Source organism: Cryobacterium sp. Hz7 (assembly GCF_004402815.1).
GTDB classification, from domain to species: Bacteria; Actinomycetota; Actinomycetes; order Actinomycetales; family Microbacteriaceae; genus Cryobacterium; species Cryobacterium sandaracinum.
Map to the genome: position 1 here is coordinate 19,048 of NZ_SOFB01000014.1, position 17,898 is coordinate 36,945.

Annotated in this window: 17 protein-coding genes, 1 pseudogene and 1 riboswitch; of the genes and pseudogenes, 8 read left to right on the plus strand and 10 right to left on the minus strand. The window is 65.5% G+C overall.

Translation table 11 applies throughout. The annotated features are described in order from the left end of the window. Positions 1-14 precede the first annotated feature (14 nt). Positions 15-1,625: an ABC transporter substrate-binding protein gene (locus tag E3N86_RS03355; protein ID WP_134511331.1), complete on the minus strand. Its 1,611-nt coding sequence runs from the start codon at positions 1,623-1,625 to the stop codon at positions 15-17. 230 nt (positions 1,626-1,855) lie between these two features. Between E3N86_RS03355 and E3N86_RS03360 the strand changes: the two genes are divergently transcribed. Further along, complete coding sequence (locus E3N86_RS03360; protein WP_241977339.1) at positions 1,856-2,242, plus strand: thiol-disulfide oxidoreductase DCC family protein; 387 nt, start codon at positions 1,856-1,858, stop codon at positions 2,240-2,242. A 53-nt stretch (positions 2,243-2,295) separates the two neighbouring features. Further along, the gene (locus E3N86_RS03365; protein WP_134511354.1) at positions 2,296-3,009 is read left to right on the plus strand and encodes a CPBP family intramembrane glutamic endopeptidase; all 714 of its coding nucleotides are present in this window, start codon (positions 2,296-2,298) and stop codon (positions 3,007-3,009) included. 142 nt (positions 3,010-3,151) lie between these two features. On the opposite strand, the gene gcvP is transcribed toward E3N86_RS03365, so the two are convergent. From gcvP to gcvT, 3 genes are read right to left on the minus strand one after another with little or no spacing between them, the layout of a single operon-like run. Continuing rightward, complete coding sequence (gene gcvP / locus E3N86_RS03370) at positions 3,152-6,112, minus strand: aminomethyl-transferring glycine dehydrogenase (RefSeq protein WP_134511332.1); 2,961 nt, start codon at positions 6,110-6,112, stop codon at positions 3,152-3,154. Positions 6,113-6,140: 28 nt separating this feature from the next. After that, a complete protein-coding gene (gene gcvH / locus E3N86_RS17050; protein ID WP_104100875.1) occupies positions 6,141-6,512 on the minus strand; it encodes a glycine cleavage system protein GcvH in 372 nt (123 codons plus the stop codon). Between the two features lie 25 nt (positions 6,513-6,537). After that, positions 6,538-7,692 (minus strand): glycine cleavage system aminomethyltransferase GcvT, encoded by a 1,155-nt coding sequence (gene gcvT / locus E3N86_RS03380; protein ID WP_134374714.1) that lies wholly within the window; start codon positions 7,690-7,692, stop codon positions 6,538-6,540. 183 nt (positions 7,693-7,875) lie between these two features. Then, positions 7,876-7,973: riboswitch (glycine riboswitch) on the minus strand. A 164-nt stretch (positions 7,974-8,137) separates the two neighbouring features. Here gcvT and E3N86_RS03385 point away from each other — a divergent pair. Beyond that, positions 8,138-8,482: a LysR family transcriptional regulator gene (locus E3N86_RS03385; RefSeq protein WP_134374716.1), complete on the plus strand. Its 345-nt coding sequence runs from the start codon at positions 8,138-8,140 to the stop codon at positions 8,480-8,482. On the opposite strand, the gene E3N86_RS17760 is transcribed toward E3N86_RS03385, so the two are convergent. The 5 genes and pseudogenes from E3N86_RS17760 to E3N86_RS03410 all read right to left on the minus strand — a co-directional run bounded on the left by E3N86_RS17760 (position 8,479) and on the right by E3N86_RS03410 (position 12,064). Beyond that, positions 8,479-8,628 (minus strand): integrase core domain-containing protein, encoded by a 150-nt coding sequence (locus tag E3N86_RS17760; RefSeq protein ID WP_166784992.1) that lies wholly within the window; start codon positions 8,626-8,628, stop codon positions 8,479-8,481. The two genes, E3N86_RS03385 and E3N86_RS17760, sit on opposite strands and share 4 nt — an antisense overlap. Beyond that, a pseudogene (locus E3N86_RS17250) lies at positions 8,559-8,894 on the minus strand (leucine zipper domain-containing protein); the annotation flags it as partial. The pseudogene E3N86_RS17250 and the gene E3N86_RS17760, both read right to left, overlap by 70 nt. A 31-nt stretch (positions 8,895-8,925) precedes the next feature. Beyond that, positions 8,926-10,134 (minus strand): FAD-binding domain-containing protein, encoded by a 1,209-nt coding sequence (locus E3N86_RS03400; RefSeq protein WP_198412868.1) that lies wholly within the window; start codon positions 10,132-10,134, stop codon positions 8,926-8,928. A gap of 119 nt (positions 10,135-10,253) precedes the next feature. Continuing rightward, a complete protein-coding gene (locus E3N86_RS03405; RefSeq protein WP_104100872.1) occupies positions 10,254-11,093 on the minus strand; it encodes a bacteriorhodopsin in 840 nt (279 codons plus the stop codon). Between the two features lie 401 nt (positions 11,094-11,494). Further along, on the minus strand, positions 11,495-12,064 hold the full coding sequence (locus E3N86_RS03410; protein WP_134511334.1) for an HhH-GPD-type base excision DNA repair protein: 570 nt from the start codon (positions 12,062-12,064) through the stop codon (positions 11,495-11,497). 53 nt (positions 12,065-12,117) lie between these two features. Here E3N86_RS03410 and E3N86_RS03415 point away from each other — a divergent pair, with 53 nt between their 5' ends. The 4 genes from E3N86_RS03415 to E3N86_RS03430 all read left to right on the plus strand — a co-directional run bounded on the left by E3N86_RS03415 (position 12,118) and on the right by E3N86_RS03430 (position 15,939). After that, positions 12,118-12,615, plus strand: coding sequence for a 2'-5' RNA ligase family protein (locus E3N86_RS03415; protein WP_134374720.1), 498 nt, complete (start codon positions 12,118-12,120; stop codon positions 12,613-12,615). A 105-nt stretch (positions 12,616-12,720) separates the two neighbouring features. Then, positions 12,721-13,401, plus strand: coding sequence for an NAD(P)-dependent alcohol dehydrogenase (locus tag E3N86_RS03420; protein WP_134511335.1), 681 nt, complete (start codon positions 12,721-12,723; stop codon positions 13,399-13,401). 823 nt (positions 13,402-14,224) lie between these two features. Continuing rightward, positions 14,225-14,995 (plus strand): hypothetical protein, encoded by a 771-nt coding sequence (locus E3N86_RS03425; RefSeq protein ID WP_206751005.1) that lies wholly within the window; start codon positions 14,225-14,227, stop codon positions 14,993-14,995. A gap of 212 nt (positions 14,996-15,207) precedes the next feature. After that, positions 15,208-15,939, plus strand: coding sequence for a hypothetical protein (locus E3N86_RS03430; protein WP_134511336.1), 732 nt, complete (start codon positions 15,208-15,210; stop codon positions 15,937-15,939). A gap of 258 nt (positions 15,940-16,197) precedes the next feature. Here the strand turns inward: E3N86_RS03430 and E3N86_RS03435 are convergent, their stop codons facing one another. Then, positions 16,198-16,872 (minus strand): SDR family oxidoreductase, encoded by a 675-nt coding sequence (locus E3N86_RS03435; protein ID WP_134511337.1) that lies wholly within the window; start codon positions 16,870-16,872, stop codon positions 16,198-16,200. 199 nt (positions 16,873-17,071) lie between these two features. Between E3N86_RS03435 and E3N86_RS03440 the strand changes: the two genes are divergently transcribed. Next, positions 17,072-17,818 (plus strand): hypothetical protein, encoded by a 747-nt coding sequence (locus tag E3N86_RS03440; protein ID WP_134393785.1) that lies wholly within the window; start codon positions 17,072-17,074, stop codon positions 17,816-17,818. The last annotated feature ends 80 nt before the right edge of the window (positions 17,819-17,898 follow it).

The following is a 17,898-nucleotide window of genomic DNA, read 5'->3' on the forward strand; positions in this document are numbered from 1 at the left end:
TGGTTGAACGAGAGCTACTCGCTCTTGGTGATGTCGGTGTACATCGGCACGGAGTCCCAGCCGAAGACGACGTTCTCGACCGACTCGGACCAGACGCCACTGACGTTGGAGTACCAGAGCGGGATCGTGGGAAGGTCGGCGAGGAGGACTTCCTGTGCTTCCTGGTACTTCGCGGTGGCGTCCTCGACGGAGGACGCGGCTGCGCCTTCCTTGAGCAGCGCGTCGAACTCTTCGCTGGTGTAGTCCTCGTAGTTCGAGCCGGCACCGGTCTGGTACAGCGGAGCGAGGAAGTTGTACAGCGACGGGTAGTCACCCTGCCAGCCGGCGCGGGTTCCACCGGTCAGCTTGTCGGCGGAACGGTCGTCGAGCGCCGCAGCGAACGTCGGGTACGGCTTGCCGATGGCTTCGATGCCCAACGTGTTCTTGATGCTGTTGGTCACCGCGTCGACCCAGGCGGCATGGCCGCCGTCGGAGTTGTAGGCGAGGTCGAACGTGCCGGTGTAAGGTGCGATCGCGTCGGCTTCGGCCCACTTGGCCTTGGCTTCTTTCGGGTTGTATTCGAGGACTTCGGCACCCTTGAGGGAATCGGAGTAACCGTCGATGACCGGCGAAGTGAAGTCGGTCGCAGGGGTGCGCGTGCCCTGGAAGATGACGTCCGTGATTTCCTTGCGGTCGATCGACATCGAGATGGCGGCGCGTCGCAGCTTGCCCTCCTCACCACTCCAGTGCTCGAGGTAGTACGGCATGTTGAAGCCCTGGAAGATGGCGGCCGGCTGGTTCACGAAGCGGTCCGGGAAGTCCGACTCGTAGGACTCGAACGCGGCGTCCGGGACGGCGTCGAGCACGTCGAGGTTGCCACCCTGGACATCCGCGTACGCGGCGTCCATCGAGGCGTAGAAGACGATGTTCAGGCCACCATTGGCGGGCTTGCGCACGCCGTCGTACTCGGGGTTGGTGACGAGGTCGATTCCGACCTCGTGCTCCCAGGCGCCCTCTTTGGCCAGCATGTACGGGCCGTTGCCGATCGGGTTCTCGCCGAAGGCTTCCATGTCCTCATACGCGGCGGAGGGCAGCGGCATGAACGCCGTGTAGCCCAGGCGCAGCGGCCAGTCGGCCTCGGGCGAGGCCAGCTCGACCGTGAAGGTGGATTCGTCGACAACCTTCAGACCGGTCAGTTCGGCGTCAGCGTCGTAGCTGAAGCCGGCGATGTTGTCAAAGAAGTAAGAGGCGCTCTGAGCGTTGCTGAACTTCGCTCCGAAAGTCCAGGCGTCCACGAAGGAGTCAGCCGTGACGGCCTCGCCGTCGGTGAACTCCCAGCCGTCGTTCAGCGTGACGGTCCAGTTCTGGGCGTCGTCGGACTCGATCGACTTGGCGACCTCGTTCTCGATCTCGCCTTTGGCGTTGTACGAGACGAGCCCGGCGAAGATCGAGGTGGTGATCTTGCCGCCTCCGGTCTCGGTGGTGTTCGTCGGGACCAGCGGGTTCTGCGGCTCGGATCCGTTCGTGGTGATGATCGCCGCGGTGTCACTCTCTGCCGGGGCGTCTCCGCTGGCGCAACCGGAGAGCACGAGGGCTCCCGCGGCAGCCAAGGCGATGGCAGGTATGCCCAGTCTCCTGATTTTCAATTTTCCTCCAGTGCACAGGGAAATGCCGCGTGACCCTCAGGCGAGCAGACATCTCGGATATACCGACCTTAAAGAGTGGGCGCGGACTTCGCATAATCTATTGGGGAAACGTTACAGATGCGAAACAAACTGCGCAGGATAGTTGCGCCACAGCAGGTTCTTGCGCGCAATCCGTCCACCGAATTCAGCAACCTGCACGTTCCGGGCAGTGGGAAGATGGGAGGATGATCGTGACCGCCCACGCACGCCCTCCGCTGTTGATCTTCGACGGCGACTGCGCGTTCTGCACGACCTCCGTGAACACCATGAAGCGTCTGATTCCCGGCATGCCGGCTTCCGCTCCCTACCAGTGGACCGACCTGACGTCCTATGCGCTGACGACGAAGGATGCCCAGTCCCGGGTTTGGCTGATCGTCGACGACCACCGGTTCGGCGGCGCCGCGGCCGTGGCCGCCCTGCTTCGGCACCAGCCGAATGTGCTCATGCGCGTCTTGGGCTGGCTCGGCACCGTGCCGCCGTGGTCGTGGGCGGCCGAAGTGGGCTACCGGCTCGTGGCGCGGTACCGCCACCGGCTGCCCGGGGGAACACCGGCCTGCCGGATGAAGCCGGGCGCGTGACTCTGCGCGGCAATCGAACCGGGCTCCGCTGGGAGGTGGGGATCGTCCTCGGAATGTCGCTCGGGGCATCCGCGCTCTACTCGATCATTTCGATTATCGCCCGGCTGACCGACGCCCGGCCGCTCTCGGAGCAGTCGGCGACCCTGAACGGGTCGCAGTCGCCGCGGGAATGGCTCGACTTCAGCTATCAGTTCCTCGGCATCTTCTTCGCCCTGTTCGCCGTGGCCCTGGTGCTCTACCTCCTGTGGCTGCCGGGGCAGAGCCCGTTCCGGCGGCTGGGCTTCGACTTCACGCAGCCGGGGCGCGACCTACTGCGCGGTTTCGGGCTGGTGCTCGTGATCGGTATCCCCGGACTGGGGCTCTACCTCGCCGGGCGGTCCCTCGGCTTCACCGTGGCGATCGTGCCGTCGCCGCTCGACACGTTCTGGTGGACGATCCCGATCCTGGTGCTCTCGGCGTTGCGCTCGGCACTGGTCGAGGAGCTGATTGTGGTCGGCTACCTGTTTACCCGGCTGCGCGAGCTGGGTTGGTCCACCTGGACCATCATCGTGTCCTCGGCGCTTCTGCGCGGCAGCTACCATCTCTACCAGGGCATCGGGCCGTTCTTCGGCAATGCGGCCATGGGGGTGCTGTTCGGCTGGTGCTATCTGCGTTGGGGACGCACAATGCCGCTCGTGATTGCGCACTGGATCCTCGACATCGTCTCCTTCGTCGGGTACCCGCTCGCCCTCACCTGGTGGCCGGGGCTCCTCGCCCCCGCTGCCTGACCTGCCGGCCGACCTGACCTGCCTGACCTGCCGGCCGGCCGGCCTGCGAATTCGACGGAGATTTTGCCGAGAATGGCGCGAATCGGGCCAAAACCTGGCCGGACAGGCGAAATCTCCGTCGAATTCGTTAGGGAGTGGCGGTCTACTCGAAGGCCTCGGGGGGCGGGCAGGCGCAGACGAGGTTGCGGTCACCGAAGGCGTTGTCGATGCGGCGCACCGGCGGCCAGTACTTGCCACGGATGAGACTGCGCACCGGGTAGACCGCGGTCTCACGGTCGTAGGCGTGCGTCCACTCCCCCTCGATCACCGACTGTGCAGTGTGCGGGGCATTGTGCAGCGGGTTGTCCTCGGCAGGCCAGCGGCCGGCGGCTACGGCATCCGCTTCGGCCTTGATCGCGATCATGGCCTCGACGAACCGGTCGATCTCGCCCAGGTCTTCACTCTCGGTGGGCTCGATCATGAGCGTACCGGACACCGGAAAGCTCATGGTCGGCGCGTGGAAGCCGTAGTCGACGAGGCGCTTGGCCACATCATCGACGCTGACCCCGGTGGCCTCGGTGAGCGGGCGTAGATCGAGGATGCACTCATGTGCGACCAAGCCGTTGTCACCGGAATACAGCACCGGGTAGTGAGCCTCGAGGCGCTTGGCCACATAGTTGGCCGCGAGAACCGCGGCGCCGGTGGCCGCGTGCAGACCCTCGGCCCCCATCATGCGCACATAGGCCCAGGAGATCGGTAAAATGCTCGGGCTGCCGTACGGCGCCGCCGAGACCGGCCCGCCGGAGTGCACGACCGTGCCGCCCACCGTGCCGCCCACCGTGCCGCCGACCGTGCCGCCACTTTCATCGACACCGCCGTCGACCGCCGCCGCATCGCCGGAGGCGAGGAGGTAGTGCTCGTCGCTCTGAGCGAGGGGATGCCCCGGCAGGAACGGAGCGAGGTGCGCCTTGGCCCCGACCGGACCGACGCCCGGCCCGCCGCCGCCGTGCGGGATGCAGAACGTCTTGTGCAGGTTCAGGTGCGACACGTCGCCGCCGAAGTCGCCGTAACGGGCGAAACCGAGCAGGGCGTTCAGGTTGGCGCCGTCGACGTAGACCTGGCCGCCGGCGTCGTGCACGGCCGTGCAGATGGCGCCGACCTCGTGCTCGTAGACGCCGTGCGTCGACGGGTAGGTGATCATCAACGCGGCGAGGTTCTCGGCGTGCTTCGCGATCTTGGCGCGCAGGTCCTCCAGGTCGACGTTGCCGAGCTCGTCGCAGGCGACGACGACGACCTTCATGCCGGCCAGCACGGCGGATGCCGCGTTGGTGCCGTGCGCGCTGGACGGGATCAGGCAAACCGTGCGCTGGGTATCCCCGGTGGAGAGGTGGTAGCCGCGGATCGCGAGGAGCCCGGCGAGTTCACCCTGGCTGCCGGCGTTGGGCTGGAGGGACACGGAGTCGTAGCCGGTGACATCCGTCAGCCAGGATTCGAGCTGCCGGATCAGTTCCAGGTAGCCCTCGATGTCGGCACGCGGCGCGAACGGGTGCAGCCCGCCGAACTCGGGCCAGCTGACGGCCTCCATCTCGGTGGCCGCGTTCAGCTTCATGGTGCAGGAGCCGAGCGGGATCATGCCGCGGTCGAGCGCGTAGTCGAAGTCGGCGAGGCGCTTGAGATAGCGCATCATGCTCGTCTCCGAGCGGTGCGTGTTGAACACCGGGTGGGTGAGGAACTCGCTGGTGCGATGAAGTTCGGGCGGAAGGCCGGCCTCGACCATGCTGAAGTCCACCAGGCCGAAGGCATCCCGCCCGCCGAACGCGCCGACGACCAGGGCGAGATCCGCGAGAGTCGTCGTCTCGTCGACGGCGATGCCGACGGTGTCCGCGTCGACCAGGTAGAGGTTGACCCCGCTGGCGGAGGCGGCCTGGGTGATCTCGGCGGCGCGGCCCGGAACGGAGGCACGGACCGTGTCGAAGAACGTCGCGGTGACAACGTCGACACCGGCGGCGAGGAGAGCGACGACGAGTTGCCCGGCGCGCTCGTGCACCTGGGCGGCGATCTTCCGCAGGCCGTCGGGCCCGTGGTAGACCGCGTACATGCCGGCCATGACGGCCAGCAGCACCTGGGCGGTGCAGATGTTCGAGGTGGCCTTGTCCCGACGGATGTGCTGCTCACGCACTTGCAGCGACAGGCGGTAGGCCGGGTGGCCGGCCGCGTCAACGCTGACGCCGACCAGGCGGCCGGGAAGCTGACGCTCGAGGCCACTGCGCACGGCCATGTAACCCGCGTGCGGACCGCCGAAGCCCATCGGCACGCCGAAGCGCTGGCTGGTGCCCACGGCCACGTCGGCGCCGAGCTCGCCGGGCGAGGTGATCAGGGTCAGGGCGAGCAGGTCGGCGGCGACGACGACGAGCGCCCCCTGCGCCTGGGCGGCGGCGATAACGCCGGCCGGGTTCCAGACCCGGCCGGATGCGCCGGGGTACTGCACGAAGAGACCGAAGTACTCGCCGAGGTCCTCAGCGGACCCAGCCAGGTCGACCTCCACGAGGTCGATCCCGACGGCGGCCGCGCGATTGCCCAGCAAGGCCTTCGTCTGCGGCAGCGCGTCGGCGTCGACGAGGAAACGGGTCGACTTCGACTTCGACGCCCGACGGGTGAGGAGCATGCCCTCCACCACGGCGGTCGACTCGTCGAGCATGGACGCGTTGGCCGTGGAGAGTCCGGTCAGGTCGGCGATCATGGTCTGGAAGTTGATCAGCGCTTCAAGACGGCCCTGGGAGATTTCGGGTTGGTACGGAGTGTAGGCCGTGTACCAGCTGGGATTCTCGAACACATTGCGCTTGATCACGGCCGGGGTGACGGTGTCGTAGTAGCCGAGACCAATCATGGACCGCTTCACGGTGTTGCGGCCGGCGAGGTCCCGCAACTCCGCGATGGCCTCCCGCTCGGTGGCGGCGGGCGGCAGGGTGCTATCACCGATGGTGCGGAACTGGTCCACCTGGATCGATTCGGGCACGGCCGCGTTGACGAGGGCGTCGACCGAGTCGTAACCGAGGATCGACAGCATGCGGGACTGCGCGTCGGCATCCGTGCCGATGTGGCGCTGAGTGAAGGGCTGTGACATGTGTGCGGAACCTGGCTTTTCGTTTTCGTTACTCGCCGATGAGGGCGGAGTAGTCGGCGTAACTGAGGAGAGGAGGCAACTCCGCGAACGTGACCTTGAGCAGCCAGCCGGCGCCGAACGGGTCGCTGTTGACGAGCTCGGGGCTCTCGACGACGGCGTCGTTGGTCTCGGCGACGGTGCCCGTGACGGGGGCGAAGAGCTCGCCGACCGACTTGGTGGACTCGATCTCGCCGACGACGGTGCCGCCGGCGACATCGCTGCCGACGGCTGGCAACTCGACGAAGACGACGTCGCCGAGCTTGTCGGCGGCGTAGGCGGTGATGCCGACGGTGGCGGTGTCGCCGTCGACGAGAACCCACTCGTGCTCGGCGGTGTACTGGAGTTCAGACTGTTCGGCCATGGGGGTGTTCCTCTCGAGGGGTGGACTATTTCTGACGCTTGTAGAACGGAAGGGCGGTCACAGTTGCGGGGATGCGGGTGCCGCGCACATCGACGAAGACCTGGGTGCCGAGTCGCGCCAGGCCGGGAGCCACGTAGGCCATGGCGATCGGATGTCCGAGCGTCGGCGACAGCGCCCCGCTCGTGATCACGCCGTCGGCCACGGTCGCGTCGGCACTGCGATACACCGGGTAGTCGGCGCGCCCGGCACGCTTGCCGGCAGATTCCAGTCCCACGAGTACGCGCGCCTCCGCGCTGGGACCCTCTTCGCTGGCCTCGCGACCGATGAAATCGACCTCCTTGGCGAGGTTCACAACGCGGCCGAGTCCGGCCTGCGCCGGGTAGGTCGAGGTGCTCAGTTCGTGGCCGTAGAGCGGCATGCCGGCCTCAAGACGGAGGGTGTCGCGGCTGGCGAGCCCCGCCGGCACGAGGTGGAAAGAGGCGCCCGCCGCGCGGAGCGCGTCCCAGAGCGCCGCGGCATCCGGCACATCGACATAGAGTTCGAAGCCGTCTTCACCGGTGTAGCCGGTGCGGGCAATGAGAACGCGGCCGGCCTGGAAGGTACCACCCAAGGCGCGGTAGTACTTCAGCGCTGACAGGTCGCCGTCGACCGTGAGGTCCGCCGTGGCCTCGAGGATGGCGCGCGAATTCGGCCCCTGCACGGCGATCAGGGCGACGTCGTCACTCTGATCGGTGACGGTGACGTCGAAGCGGGTGGCCCGGGCCGTGAGCGCCTTGACCGCCGGGAAACGGTTGCCCGCGTTGGCGATGACGAGGTACTCGTTCTCGGCCGTGCGGTAGACGACGATGTCGTCGATGATGCCGCCGGCGCGGTTGAGGATGAGGCTGTACTTGGCCTGCAGCAGGTCGATCGTGGAGAGTTGGCCGGCGAGGGCATAGTCGAGGAACGCTCCGGCGTCCGGCCCGGCCACCAGGATCTCGGCCATGTGCGAGAGGTCGAAAATGCCCGCGCTGGTGCGCACGGCGTGGTGCTCGGCGAGATCGCTCGAGTAGCGCACCGGCATCTGCCACCCGGCGAAGTCCGTGAAACTGGCGCCGGCATCCACGTGCGCCAGGTGCAGCGGGGAGAACCGCTCCACCGTGGGGGTTGAATCGGTGTGGGCTTCAGTGTCCGAGGTCATGAGTTCTCCAGGTTGTCGCCGGTTGGGGGCCGAGCAAGAATCTCCGGGGCGCGATCGATCGATCGTACCCCTGGGAACTCCCCCTCTGTCGTCAGGCCTGAGAGCTTCACCGCAGCCGTTCGTCGGGCGCGATTTTCACCGTGGGCGAGCCGCTGTAGAGCCGCGACTACTTTTCAGAGTGGCCAGTTCGATGCGGTACGAGTACCTGAGAGATTGTCGGGGAGGATTGCTCCTTCGGTGTTCGACTGCCTGAGGGCGCCGAACTCTCCCGCATCGACCTTGATGGCCCTATATTCACTTGAGGGTGTGCGCTCCGAGCCTAGCGCGTGCGGGCCCGGCAGCGCGGTGCGGCCGCTTCCGTTGCCTCCCGGCGACACCTCCAGCGGGAACGCGTACCCTTGTCACTTCGCCCGCGATTCGTGCGGCCCACACAGAAAGGCGTTCCGTGGACATCACACTCCTCCGGCATTTCATCGCCGTCGCCGAGGAGTTGCACTTCCCGCGCGCCGCGATGAACCTCAATATCTCCACCCCGAAATTGCGCTCCTCGATCGCAAAACTCGAGGCGAACATCGGCGTCGTGCTGATCGACCGCACCACGGAGACCACCCGGCTGACCGCGGCGGGCAACCTATTTCTCACGGATGCCCGCACCGAGCTGGCCGCCTCGGATGAGTCCTGGAAGCCGCCGCTTCCGGCGGGCGGAAAGGCCAAGGCGGCGAAGGGCAAGGGCCGCGCGCCCGAGGTGAAGGGCCAGCCGCGTCCCGGCAAGCGCCGCCAGGGCCGCTAGCTGTTGTTCCCACTGACGTTGTGAGCACGGTTGATGGGTGATTTGCCGCCGATGCCGGTATGGGGTCTGTGGTGATTGTAGCTATGGATCCAGTCTTGGTAGATTGCGGCAGCCTCAGGTGGTAGCCGATGCGGTGCGGCCCCCACCGCCTCGTGAAGCGCAGCGCGATGATTCGCCGTTCGGTGCGCCGGGCACATTGGTTCGGGGAGAAGTGCGGGCGCGACGACCGGTCGACGAGCCCGGAACCACCCTGAGCCCGGTACCGGGTAACCCATTTGGCCACGGTCGCGCGAGAGACCTGGAGCCGTTCGGCGACCCGGGCTTGAGCCCAGCCGTCGTTCACGACGAGCTGAACCAGCTTCAGCCGGCCTCCCGGGGTCAGCGGGGCGTTGGCATGAGTAACGTAAGAGATGAGGGCCTCCGNGCACGCTCGACTTCGGACTCTAGACGCCGGCCGAGGCACGGCGCCAGGCCGAGAAACTGGCCACCGATCCGCTATGCGGCGGCACCAGCCACGGCCACGGATGCAGCACGGCCGCGCCCTCCGCGTAGCGCGCAAAGCTGGGTACCGGCGCAAACGTGACTGCTGCGTCGAGGTCCGGAACGATCACTCGCGGGTCACCCAGGTACACGACCACCTCGCGACGCCGGGCCAGATCCTGAAGGGTTTCCACGGTGAAGATCAGTCTTTTGCTTGAGAGCCGCAGCCTGGCCAGGGCCGGCTCGTCGAAGACGAAGGCGGCCGGGAGTGCGGGATGCGCCGCAAGGGCCGGATCGGCGTCACCCAGGGAATCCACCGTCAGCAGCACCGACCGGGGTGCGCGGCGGCGCACGACGTCGGTAGGCCCCTGCGTGTCGGACAGGTGCGGATCGTGCGTGAGGTTCGCCGGCGCATCCGTCACCGGCACTGGCGCTGCCCCCACCGGAAACTGCTCGATCGGGCAGGCCCGGGCGAGCGGACAGTCCCGGCAGAGCTGCGGCGCTCGTTTCTCAACCTGCCAGCGGGCGAAGCCGTAGGCGGAGCCGGTGCCGGCACCCACGGTCCACTGCCAGCCCAGGAGGTTGGCCGCGCGGGAGCCGTCGAGCAGGTGCCGGTAGAATTCTTCCTGGCCGGCATGCCACCCCGCGCCAGACCGGACCGTGTACTGGGAGGCCAGCCACATCCGGGTCTGGTTGACCAGCCAGCCGTCGGTTTCCAGTTCCGACACGACCGAGTCGATGCAGTGCATCCGGTGCGGCCAGGCCTGGGGTTCGAATTCTCCGGACCAGGGTGCCGCAAAGCGCAGGTTTCGGTGCAGGGCCACACCCACACGCGCATAGAGATGTCGGGCGTATTCCTGCCAGAGCAACTCGTCCCGGAATTTGCGGGTATCTCTGGCAGGTCCGTCTGCGACGTGCTCCCAAGCCCGGCTAAGCGGCACCAGGGAGTGCCGAATGTACGGTGATAGCCGGGATGCCCCGCGATCGATTTCCGGCAGCACCTGGCTGCGCCTAGCCGCATAGCCCGCGACCGAGAATGCCGCGAGGGCACGGTCGGCGCTGGTCTGGCCACCCCGGATGCTCGGGCTCGCCCGCACCTCGTCGTCGACCAGGTGGTGCAGATGGCGCCGCACCACGGCATCCGCGGTTCCGTCATTCAGAGCGATGAGCACACCTGATTTTAGACCCTGCCTGAGGGGCAGCAGAAAGCGAAACGGGCCTGGGCCGGTCACGATCAAAATGATCGCGATCGGCCCAGGCCCGCTGGCGGTGAGCAGGTGGCCGGGTAGGCCTACTTGTTCCGCACGTGCACCGGGGCGGCGATCTCCTCGGCCTCATCGACCGATAGTTCGAGGTGTGCGAACGCCGGGTCATCCGCGAACGATTTCATCCGCGCGATCCGGTAGATGATCAGACCGTAGAGGGCCTTGGCGAGGATGTCGGCGACCGAGTATCCGATCTGTTTGCCGACCCAGGCATCCGAGCCGTCGATACCAAGCATGGGCAGTAGGTAGGCGATCGGGTAGACACCCCAGGTCAGCAGCAGAAGCAGACGCAGCTGGCTGATCGTGCGGCGCACACTCCGCGGCTGGCGGTCGAGGGACTTGGTCAGTTCGATGAACAGAACATAGAGGATGTATGCGAACGGGATGGTGGAGAGCAGACCGAAGATTCCGCGCACCCCGTTGTCCCCGCTGAGCTCGCCAGGGTACCCGAGGATGATCATCAGGGCCGAAGCCGGAATGAGCCGGTACAGGAGACTGGTCTGCACCTTGCGGGCCAGGGCGAGAACCGCGATCAGTTCGAGCAGCAGCAGGGGAACCGTGAGCAGCCAGTCGACGTAGCGGTAGCCCTCATTGAAGGACTCCCCGGCGACCTGCACATAGTTGCCCGCCCCGCCGATGGCCTCGGTGACGAAGGCCGCCTTGAAGGAGTCGAAAATGCGGAAGTAGTGGTAGGCGGCAATCGCACAGACGATGGCCGCGACGGTCATCGCCTGACGGTACCGGGGCAGGACCCGCTTGAGCGAGATGATGATGAAGATCGACGTGAACAGCTGTGACGCGATGACGAGCGAGAACACGTTGTAGACGGTGTCGTATTGAATCTGGGTGAGGGAATCGGGAATCACGTTGTCCTCCGAATAAGCGAGAAAGAACAGGAAAGAGCCGTGCTGTAGAGCTTTGCTGTGTTTATTGATTGATCAGTCATTTAACTGCCTAGCTGACTGCTGTCTAAAAATTTAGTACGAGTTTCCTGAATCTTTGCATAGAGTATGCCCCCAGTCAAAAGCTCAATAGCGTGCAGACAGATGACGGCCCCTGGGAGCACGGATGAGCGGGTCCTCCGGCAGGGGGTCGGCCGATCCGGTACGCGCCACGTCGGCGAACACCCCTAGCCTGACAGCGTGGTGCTTGAGCAGGTGGTTGCGGATGGCGCGCAGCCGCTACACGCTCGGTGACCTGGTCGACACCAGGCCGACCGCGCCCAAGCCGATGAAGATGGCCGTGCGAATCAGCAGACGCACCATGACTACCCCTTCTTGACCGCGGCCTTTGCCGCGCGCTTGGTTTCCCGCACCCGGGTCAGCGATTCGGGGTCGACAATGTCGGCGACGGACCGGAACGAGCCGTTCTCGCCATAGGGCTCGGAGGCCTCGCGCCAGCCCTCCGCGACGAGCCCCTGACGCTTGCCGAGCAGGGCAAGGAAGATCTTCGCCTTCTGCTCGCCGAATCCCGGGAGCGCTTTCAGGCGCCGCAGGATCTCGGCGCCGTCCGGGGAGTCGGCGGTCCACAGGGCGGACGCATCACCCCTCCAGTCTGAGGCGATCACACCCGCGAGGGTCTGCGTGCGAGCGGCCATCGAGCCCGGATAGCGGTGCACGGCCGGCGTGGCCCGGAACACCTCGACGAGTGCGTCGGCGTCGAAGCCGGCGATGGTCGCCGGATTGAGCGTGCCGATCCGGTCGCGGATCTTGGCCGGACCGGTGAACGCGGTCTCCATCGCGATCTGCTGATCCAGCAGCATCCCGAGGAGGAGCGCGAAGGGGTCATCACTGAGCAGGGCGTCGGCGGCGTCGTCGCCGGTGAGGTGCAGAATCATGCGCCCATTGTGCCACCGGCGGCGCGCCGGCGGGACTCCCCTAGACTCGGCGGATGTCCCGCCTCGTCGTCGTCCTCCCGCTCACGGCGCTCAGCACCGGCGACAGCTTCCCGGTGTCGGAATGGCCATTGCACATCACCGTGCTGCCCCCTTTTCACACGGATGTCGCGGCATCCGTCATCGCGGATGTCATTTCCGGCGTCGTCGCCGCCACGGCATCCGGCCGCACCGCCCTCACGGCGGTCGCGGGTGCCGACGCGCTCTTCGGCCGGCGCGAGGACGTGCCGGTGACGCTCGTCGGGGACGATCCACGCCTGACCCGATTGCACCGCGCCCTCATCGAGGCTGTGCGGCCGCTTGCCTCCATCCCCGACGAGCCCGCGTTCACGGGTCCCGGCTTCCGGGCCCACATCACGATCAAGAACGGCGCCCGGGTGCACGAGGGCCAGCGGCTCGCTCTCACCCAGATCGCCCTCGTGGACATGGCGCCCCGATCGGCGGCGAGCGGCCGCACGGTGCTCGCCACGTTCCCGTTGCCAACTGCCGTGTGAGCGCAGTCACCCGGTCGGGTGCAGCGGGTCTGTGCGCCGAGTTCGACGACTGCAAGCGAGGTCGGCGCCTCTGCCGGGCAGGTTGCCGGGTGGGAGGCGATCGCGATGCTCGGCAGCCGATTCGGCGGGCACGCGGAATACGTCTGCATCCCGCAGGATGGCGCGATCACGGCGAAGCCACGGAACATGACCTTCACGGATGCCGTGACTCTCGTCTTCGGCGGGACCACCGCCCATGCTTTTTTCAGTCGCACCGCGATCAAATTGGGCAGCACCGTGCTCGTGAACGGCGCATCCGGTGCCGTGTGCACGGCGGCGGTGCAGCTCGCCAAGCAGATGGGCGCGCGAGTCACCGGTGTGTGCAGCGGCGCCAACCGCGAGCTGGTCACCGCGCTCGGCGCCGACCGGGTGATCGACGACACAACGGAGGATTTCCTGCTCGAGGGGCAAACCTACGACGTCATCATGGATTGCGTCGGGAACGCCTCCTTTGAACGCGCTGCGGCGTGCCTCACTCCGGGCGGCGCCCTGTTGCTCGTCGTTTCCGATCTCCGGGGGCTGCCTCTGGCCGCCTGGCACACCAGGAGGAGCGGGAGTAGGGTCGTCGCGGGCAACATCGACAGCACCGCGGATGCCCTCGCGCACCCAGTCGACCTTGCCGAGTCGGGTCTGTTCCTGGCGGTCATCGATTGGACGTACGACCTGACCGACATCGCTCTGGCGCACCGTTTCGTCGAGGCCGGCCATAAGAAAGGCAACGTCATCCTGTGCGTCGCGGGCGGTTGAGGGGGCGGAAGGTTGAGGGGACGGAAGCAGTCGCTCTGGTCCGTGAGCGTCGGGGTACGCGGTTTTGAGTTCATCGAGCGTGGCCCCGATCCCGATTCTGTTGCTCGTCCGCGGAGAAGTCGAGGTGTCGGCCGAGGGATCTCCCCGTTCCCTGCAACACGATTTGCTGAAGCGGGGAGCCCCGCGCGGTGGCTAATTCAGGAGAATTGTCCGGCCCGCGGCTGTATCCACATTGAAAGACCAGTCTGGGGGCATCCCCGGGCGACAGATCTCCTGATTTAGCCACACCCCACCGTGCCGGCTCCGTCGAGCGAGGCCTACCGCGAATTCTCACGCGCCGGATGCCCCGCTGAGAGCGCTGGCAGCGGAGTTCGTCGGCTGCGGTCGAGATCGCCCCACAACACCGGGGAAACTCGACCGGACCTGTCGATCTCGGCGACCGCGACCGCGGGCACGGTCGATCGACACGCCACATGCAACGCGCTGGACGTTGAAGCGGAACTCCACCGCATCACCGCACGAAAACACATTACGAGTACCAGATAACTCAGCCGGCCAAGCCAAGGAAGACCATCACGACTCGCTCGAGTGCCGCGAGCTTCGCCATCGCAACTGATGCCGGAACGGACAACTGCGCCCCGTGCACCGGCCACAATTGTCCGAAACGGAAACAGTTGCGGCCGGAACTCGGCTAGACGTTGAAGCGGAACTTCACCACGTTCCGTCACCGATAGACATGGCCCCGCCCACGAAGGCCGCCGACACGTAATCTGTGCAACGATGTCCCGACTGCAGTCAGATCCAAGGCGACATCGGGGGAAGTATGATCGTTTACGGGGTGCCGGATAAGTTCGACAGAGCGCTGGCAGCTCTGTTTCTGATTGCAGCTCTGTTTCTGACCGGATGTTCCGGCCCACCGGGTCCCGTCCTCGGCGGCGCAAGCCCGACGGCAACAGCAACGCCGACGGCGACAGCAACGCCAACGCCGGGCCGCACTGAAGCGGCGCATCCGTCAGCTCCGGCCCCTGTGACGGACCTCCTCATCACTGCAACGTCGATCGAACTTCGAGACGCGTCCGGCACGACCCTGTCCACGTTCGATTATTTTCAACCTGCCGGCGAGTTGGTTGCCGGTCTGTCCACGGCTTTCGGAAGCGCACCTACCTCAAAGCACTTCGAGGGCGGCAGCGAGGTGCCTCCGGGAACCAATTACATCTGGGGCGATATCCTGCCTAAGGGCTCTGAGTCGCCTACTCCATGGGACGGCGATTTCGTCCTCGTGGATGGTGTGCCAGGCGGGACGTCACCACATGAACCGAACACCTGGGTGAAGGTTTCCTCGTCCGCCGTGAACGGTGTTCAGATCAGCACCGTCGACGGAATCGCTGTTGGAGATGATGCCGCCGAGATCGCGGCACGACACCCCGACACCGCGCGCCCACAAGGCAGCAGACGCGACATCTTCGTTGGTCTCGTACCGCTCCCACCCTTGGACTCCCTGTCAGAACTGACGTTTTCAGTCTGGCTCATCGCCGCCGACCCACTCGGCCCTATCACCGAATTCCGCTCTCCCTCACCTAACTGGGGCGTGTGAGGTTTTCACTCTTGGAGAGGACACAGTATCTCGCGGTGAGGATCCGGGAGCCAGAGACTCTGTACGAAACGTTCCGGCCACTGCGAGTGACCTCTTCTGGGGAAGCGTGAATGAACGGAGGCTATGCCCCGGAGCCCTGAATCGACCGAAGCCGCGCGGGTAAGAAGTAGGCTCCGACCAGGCCCCAACATCAACACCTGGAGGACTTTGTAATGCGCCGGCCGCTGGCTCTGACCGCCATTGTGGCCGCCGCTTTGCTCACCCTTACCGCATGCAGCACCGACCAGGTCGACGGCGATGTCGCCGCATCGTCACCGACACCGGTCGCGACCGCCACGGTAACACCCACACCGGAACCCACTCCATCGGCGACACCTGCCGCGCTGCCGGCAACCATAATCATCGGCGCCGAAGCCACCGATATCGTCACAGCCGACGGCACGGTCCTCGCATCGCTGAACTATCAGAGCGATGGGGATGCAGCTGTGGCCGTACTCAGGGGCCTTCTCGGCGAGCCGACGTCAGAATCGGTGCAGGAGTCCTCCCACTACCCAAGGGCCGAACTCACGGAATGGGACTGCTTCACGATTGGGGTGAACCGTCCTGACGCAGACTTCAATCCGCGGCCGGGCCCGTACATCCCCGCCTTTCAGGTCAGGGCATCCGGAACCATGGCCACCAACGGTGTCGCCATTGAGGATGTCAACGGCAACCAGACCGGGCAGGACTTCGAGTCAACAGCTGACGGCAAGCCTGCCGATCAAGTGCATTATGACGAAACCTTCGGGATCGACTCTGTCACCCTCGACATGCCGTCGTCATTCTCAGGCGCGATTCCGGATTACGGACTGCCAATGACCTACGGCGTGATCGGTTTCACCGGCCGAGACACCGGCATCATCGAAAAAATCCTCGCCCCCACCGACTCGTTCTCGCTAACATAGCTGCGCCCTCAAACGTCGGAACGAGCTGGATCAACTCACCTGCCTCGTCCTCGACGCACGCCGCAGACATGACGTTGTGTCCCACTTCCCGCACCAGGTCGGACGGATACAGACTCTCGACCGTTGTCATGCCCAACCCGGAGCGGGCTACACGTTGAAGCGAAATCCACGGAGTGGCATCGCGGAGCAACCTTAAGAGCCACGTTTCGCGCCCTCCTGGCTATCTCCGCATCGTCGCTGCCAGCAGCGTAGTGCCCCCTACTCTCTGCCTTCCTCAAGCGGGATGAGCATCGTTCGAAATGGTCCGACAACGTCGTGGAGGTCCCAAATCCGATCGGCGACGCCGTCGATGCCGTTGGCAAGCTGAAGCTGAGGAATGCCTCCTGGGATCACGAGTTGGTTGACACGGACGCCCTCACCCGCGAGGGCATCGTGGAGCATCTCGCCGTAGGCGCTCTCAGCCGGAAAGGCGACCGATGTACCTGCGAAGTCAGCGCGGGCCTTCACCGAGGTTCCGCCGTTGATCATGATAATGCTGCCGCTTCCTGCCTGCCGCATCGCCGGGAGCACTGCACGCACCGCGTGGATGAGCCCGAGGGTCGAGAACTGCAGGGCCTCTAGCGCCAGCTCGGGAGTCATCTCAAGCACCGGCTTCAGGTAGTCGCGCGATGGGAGCGGACTGTACTGCAGCGCGGTGATGGGCCCGAGCTCTGCCGCGGCGCGCTTAAGGGCAGCTTCGAGCGACGCCGGCGTGCGGACATCAGCAGCGTAAGCACTCGCGGTGAAGCCGGCAGCGGTGAGCTCGGCTGCCATAGCGTCTATTTTCGACTGGTTTCTGGCGATCAGGGCAATTGAGAAGCCCTCGCGCCCGAACCTTCGCGCAACTGCTGCTCCGAGTCCCGGTCCGGCTCCGATGATGACGATGACAGGCACGATGGTCTCCTTCGATTGCTGCTTCGATGACTAACGCGAGGAGCTAGAGCCTATACATTGAACCTGAACTCCACCACGTTTCGGAACCAAAGAACGTTACCTTGAGACGGCAACACCTACCCACTCCTGAGGAATATCTGATCGTCTGTGTAACGATGAACCGAGGGCGCTATGCGTCCGATGACTCTGGGGGAAAACCATGGCCGATCACGGCGTGTCTGGTGTGGGCGCAGTCCTCTCAGCCCTGCTCCTCGCTTTTGGCGCGGTGCTGCTGACCGGCTGTTCTGGTCCAGCAGTTCCTATCCCCCGCACTCCCAGCCCGACGGCAATGCCCACGGCGGCACCGACACCAACTCAATCGGTGTCGCCGCCCGATCCAGCCGAAGTGACGGACATCTTCCTCAGTGCGACGTCAATCGAGCTGCGGGATGCATCGGGCAATGCCCTGTCCACATTCGACTATTTCCAGCCCGCCAGCGAGTTGGTCCCTGCACTTTCGTTGGCCCTGGGCAGCGCGCCAATATTCGATACCTTGGGCGACGAGCGGCATCCGAGAATCACCTACTCCTGGGCCGATTTTGTCGTGCAGGATTGGGATCGGGATTGGGATAGCCCGAATGCACCTCGTTGCCCGAACACCACTTTCGCAGTGTCAGCCGAGACCGTGAACGGGGTCCACATCGGCACAGTCGACGGAATCGCCGTCGGAGACAACGCCGCTGAACTTGAAGCCCAGTATCCCGATTCCTCGTGGAACATCTCTTCGCTTGGCCAGCCCACGGATGACCCGCTCCAGCTCCGCATCGTCGTGGGTCATGTTTCACTTCCACCCTGCACGCCATCATCAGACCGACAAGACCGCACATTGTCAGTCGTCCTCATCGCCGACGATCCACTCGGGCCGATCACCCACTTCTATGTCCCCTCGGTGGATTCAGGGGCCTGAGCCGCCACACACCCCGTGAAAGGGTCTGCCCAACCCCGCCGGCTGCTGCGCCCATCGCGAGAGTCGTCCCGGGTCTATTA

What these genes read in the sequence shown, in the direction of transcription:
- E3N86_RS03365 (WP_134511354.1), top strand. Translation starts at nt 2,296, where the DNA reads ATGTCGCTCGGGGCATCCGCGCTCTACTCGATCATTTCGATTATCGCC.
- gcvP (WP_134511332.1), bottom strand. Translation starts at nt 6,112, where the DNA reads ATGTCACAGCCCTTCACTCAGCGCCACATCGGCACGGATGCCGACGCG.
- gcvH (WP_104100875.1), bottom strand. Translation starts at nt 6,512, where the DNA reads ATGGCCGAACAGTCTGAACTCCAGTACACCGCCGAGCACGAGTGGGTT.
- gcvT (WP_134374714.1), bottom strand. Translation starts at nt 7,692, where the DNA reads ATGACCTCGGACACTGAAGCCCACACCGATTCAACCCCCACGGTGGAG.
- E3N86_RS03410 (WP_134511334.1), bottom strand. Translation starts at nt 12,064, where the DNA reads ATGATTCTGCACCTCACCGGCGACGACGCCGCCGACGCCCTGCTCAGT.
- E3N86_RS03415 (WP_134374720.1), top strand. Translation starts at nt 12,118, where the DNA reads ATGTCCCGCCTCGTCGTCGTCCTCCCGCTCACGGCGCTCAGCACCGGC.
- E3N86_RS03420 (WP_134511335.1), top strand. Translation starts at nt 12,721, where the DNA reads ATGCTCGGCAGCCGATTCGGCGGGCACGCGGAATACGTCTGCATCCCG.
- E3N86_RS03425 (WP_206751005.1), top strand. Translation starts at nt 14,225, where the DNA reads ATGATCGTTTACGGGGTGCCGGATAAGTTCGACAGAGCGCTGGCAGCT.
- E3N86_RS03430 (WP_134511336.1), top strand. Translation starts at nt 15,208, where the DNA reads ATGCGCCGGCCGCTGGCTCTGACCGCCATTGTGGCCGCCGCTTTGCTC.
- E3N86_RS03440 (WP_134393785.1), top strand. Translation starts at nt 17,072, where the DNA reads ATGGCCGATCACGGCGTGTCTGGTGTGGGCGCAGTCCTCTCAGCCCTG.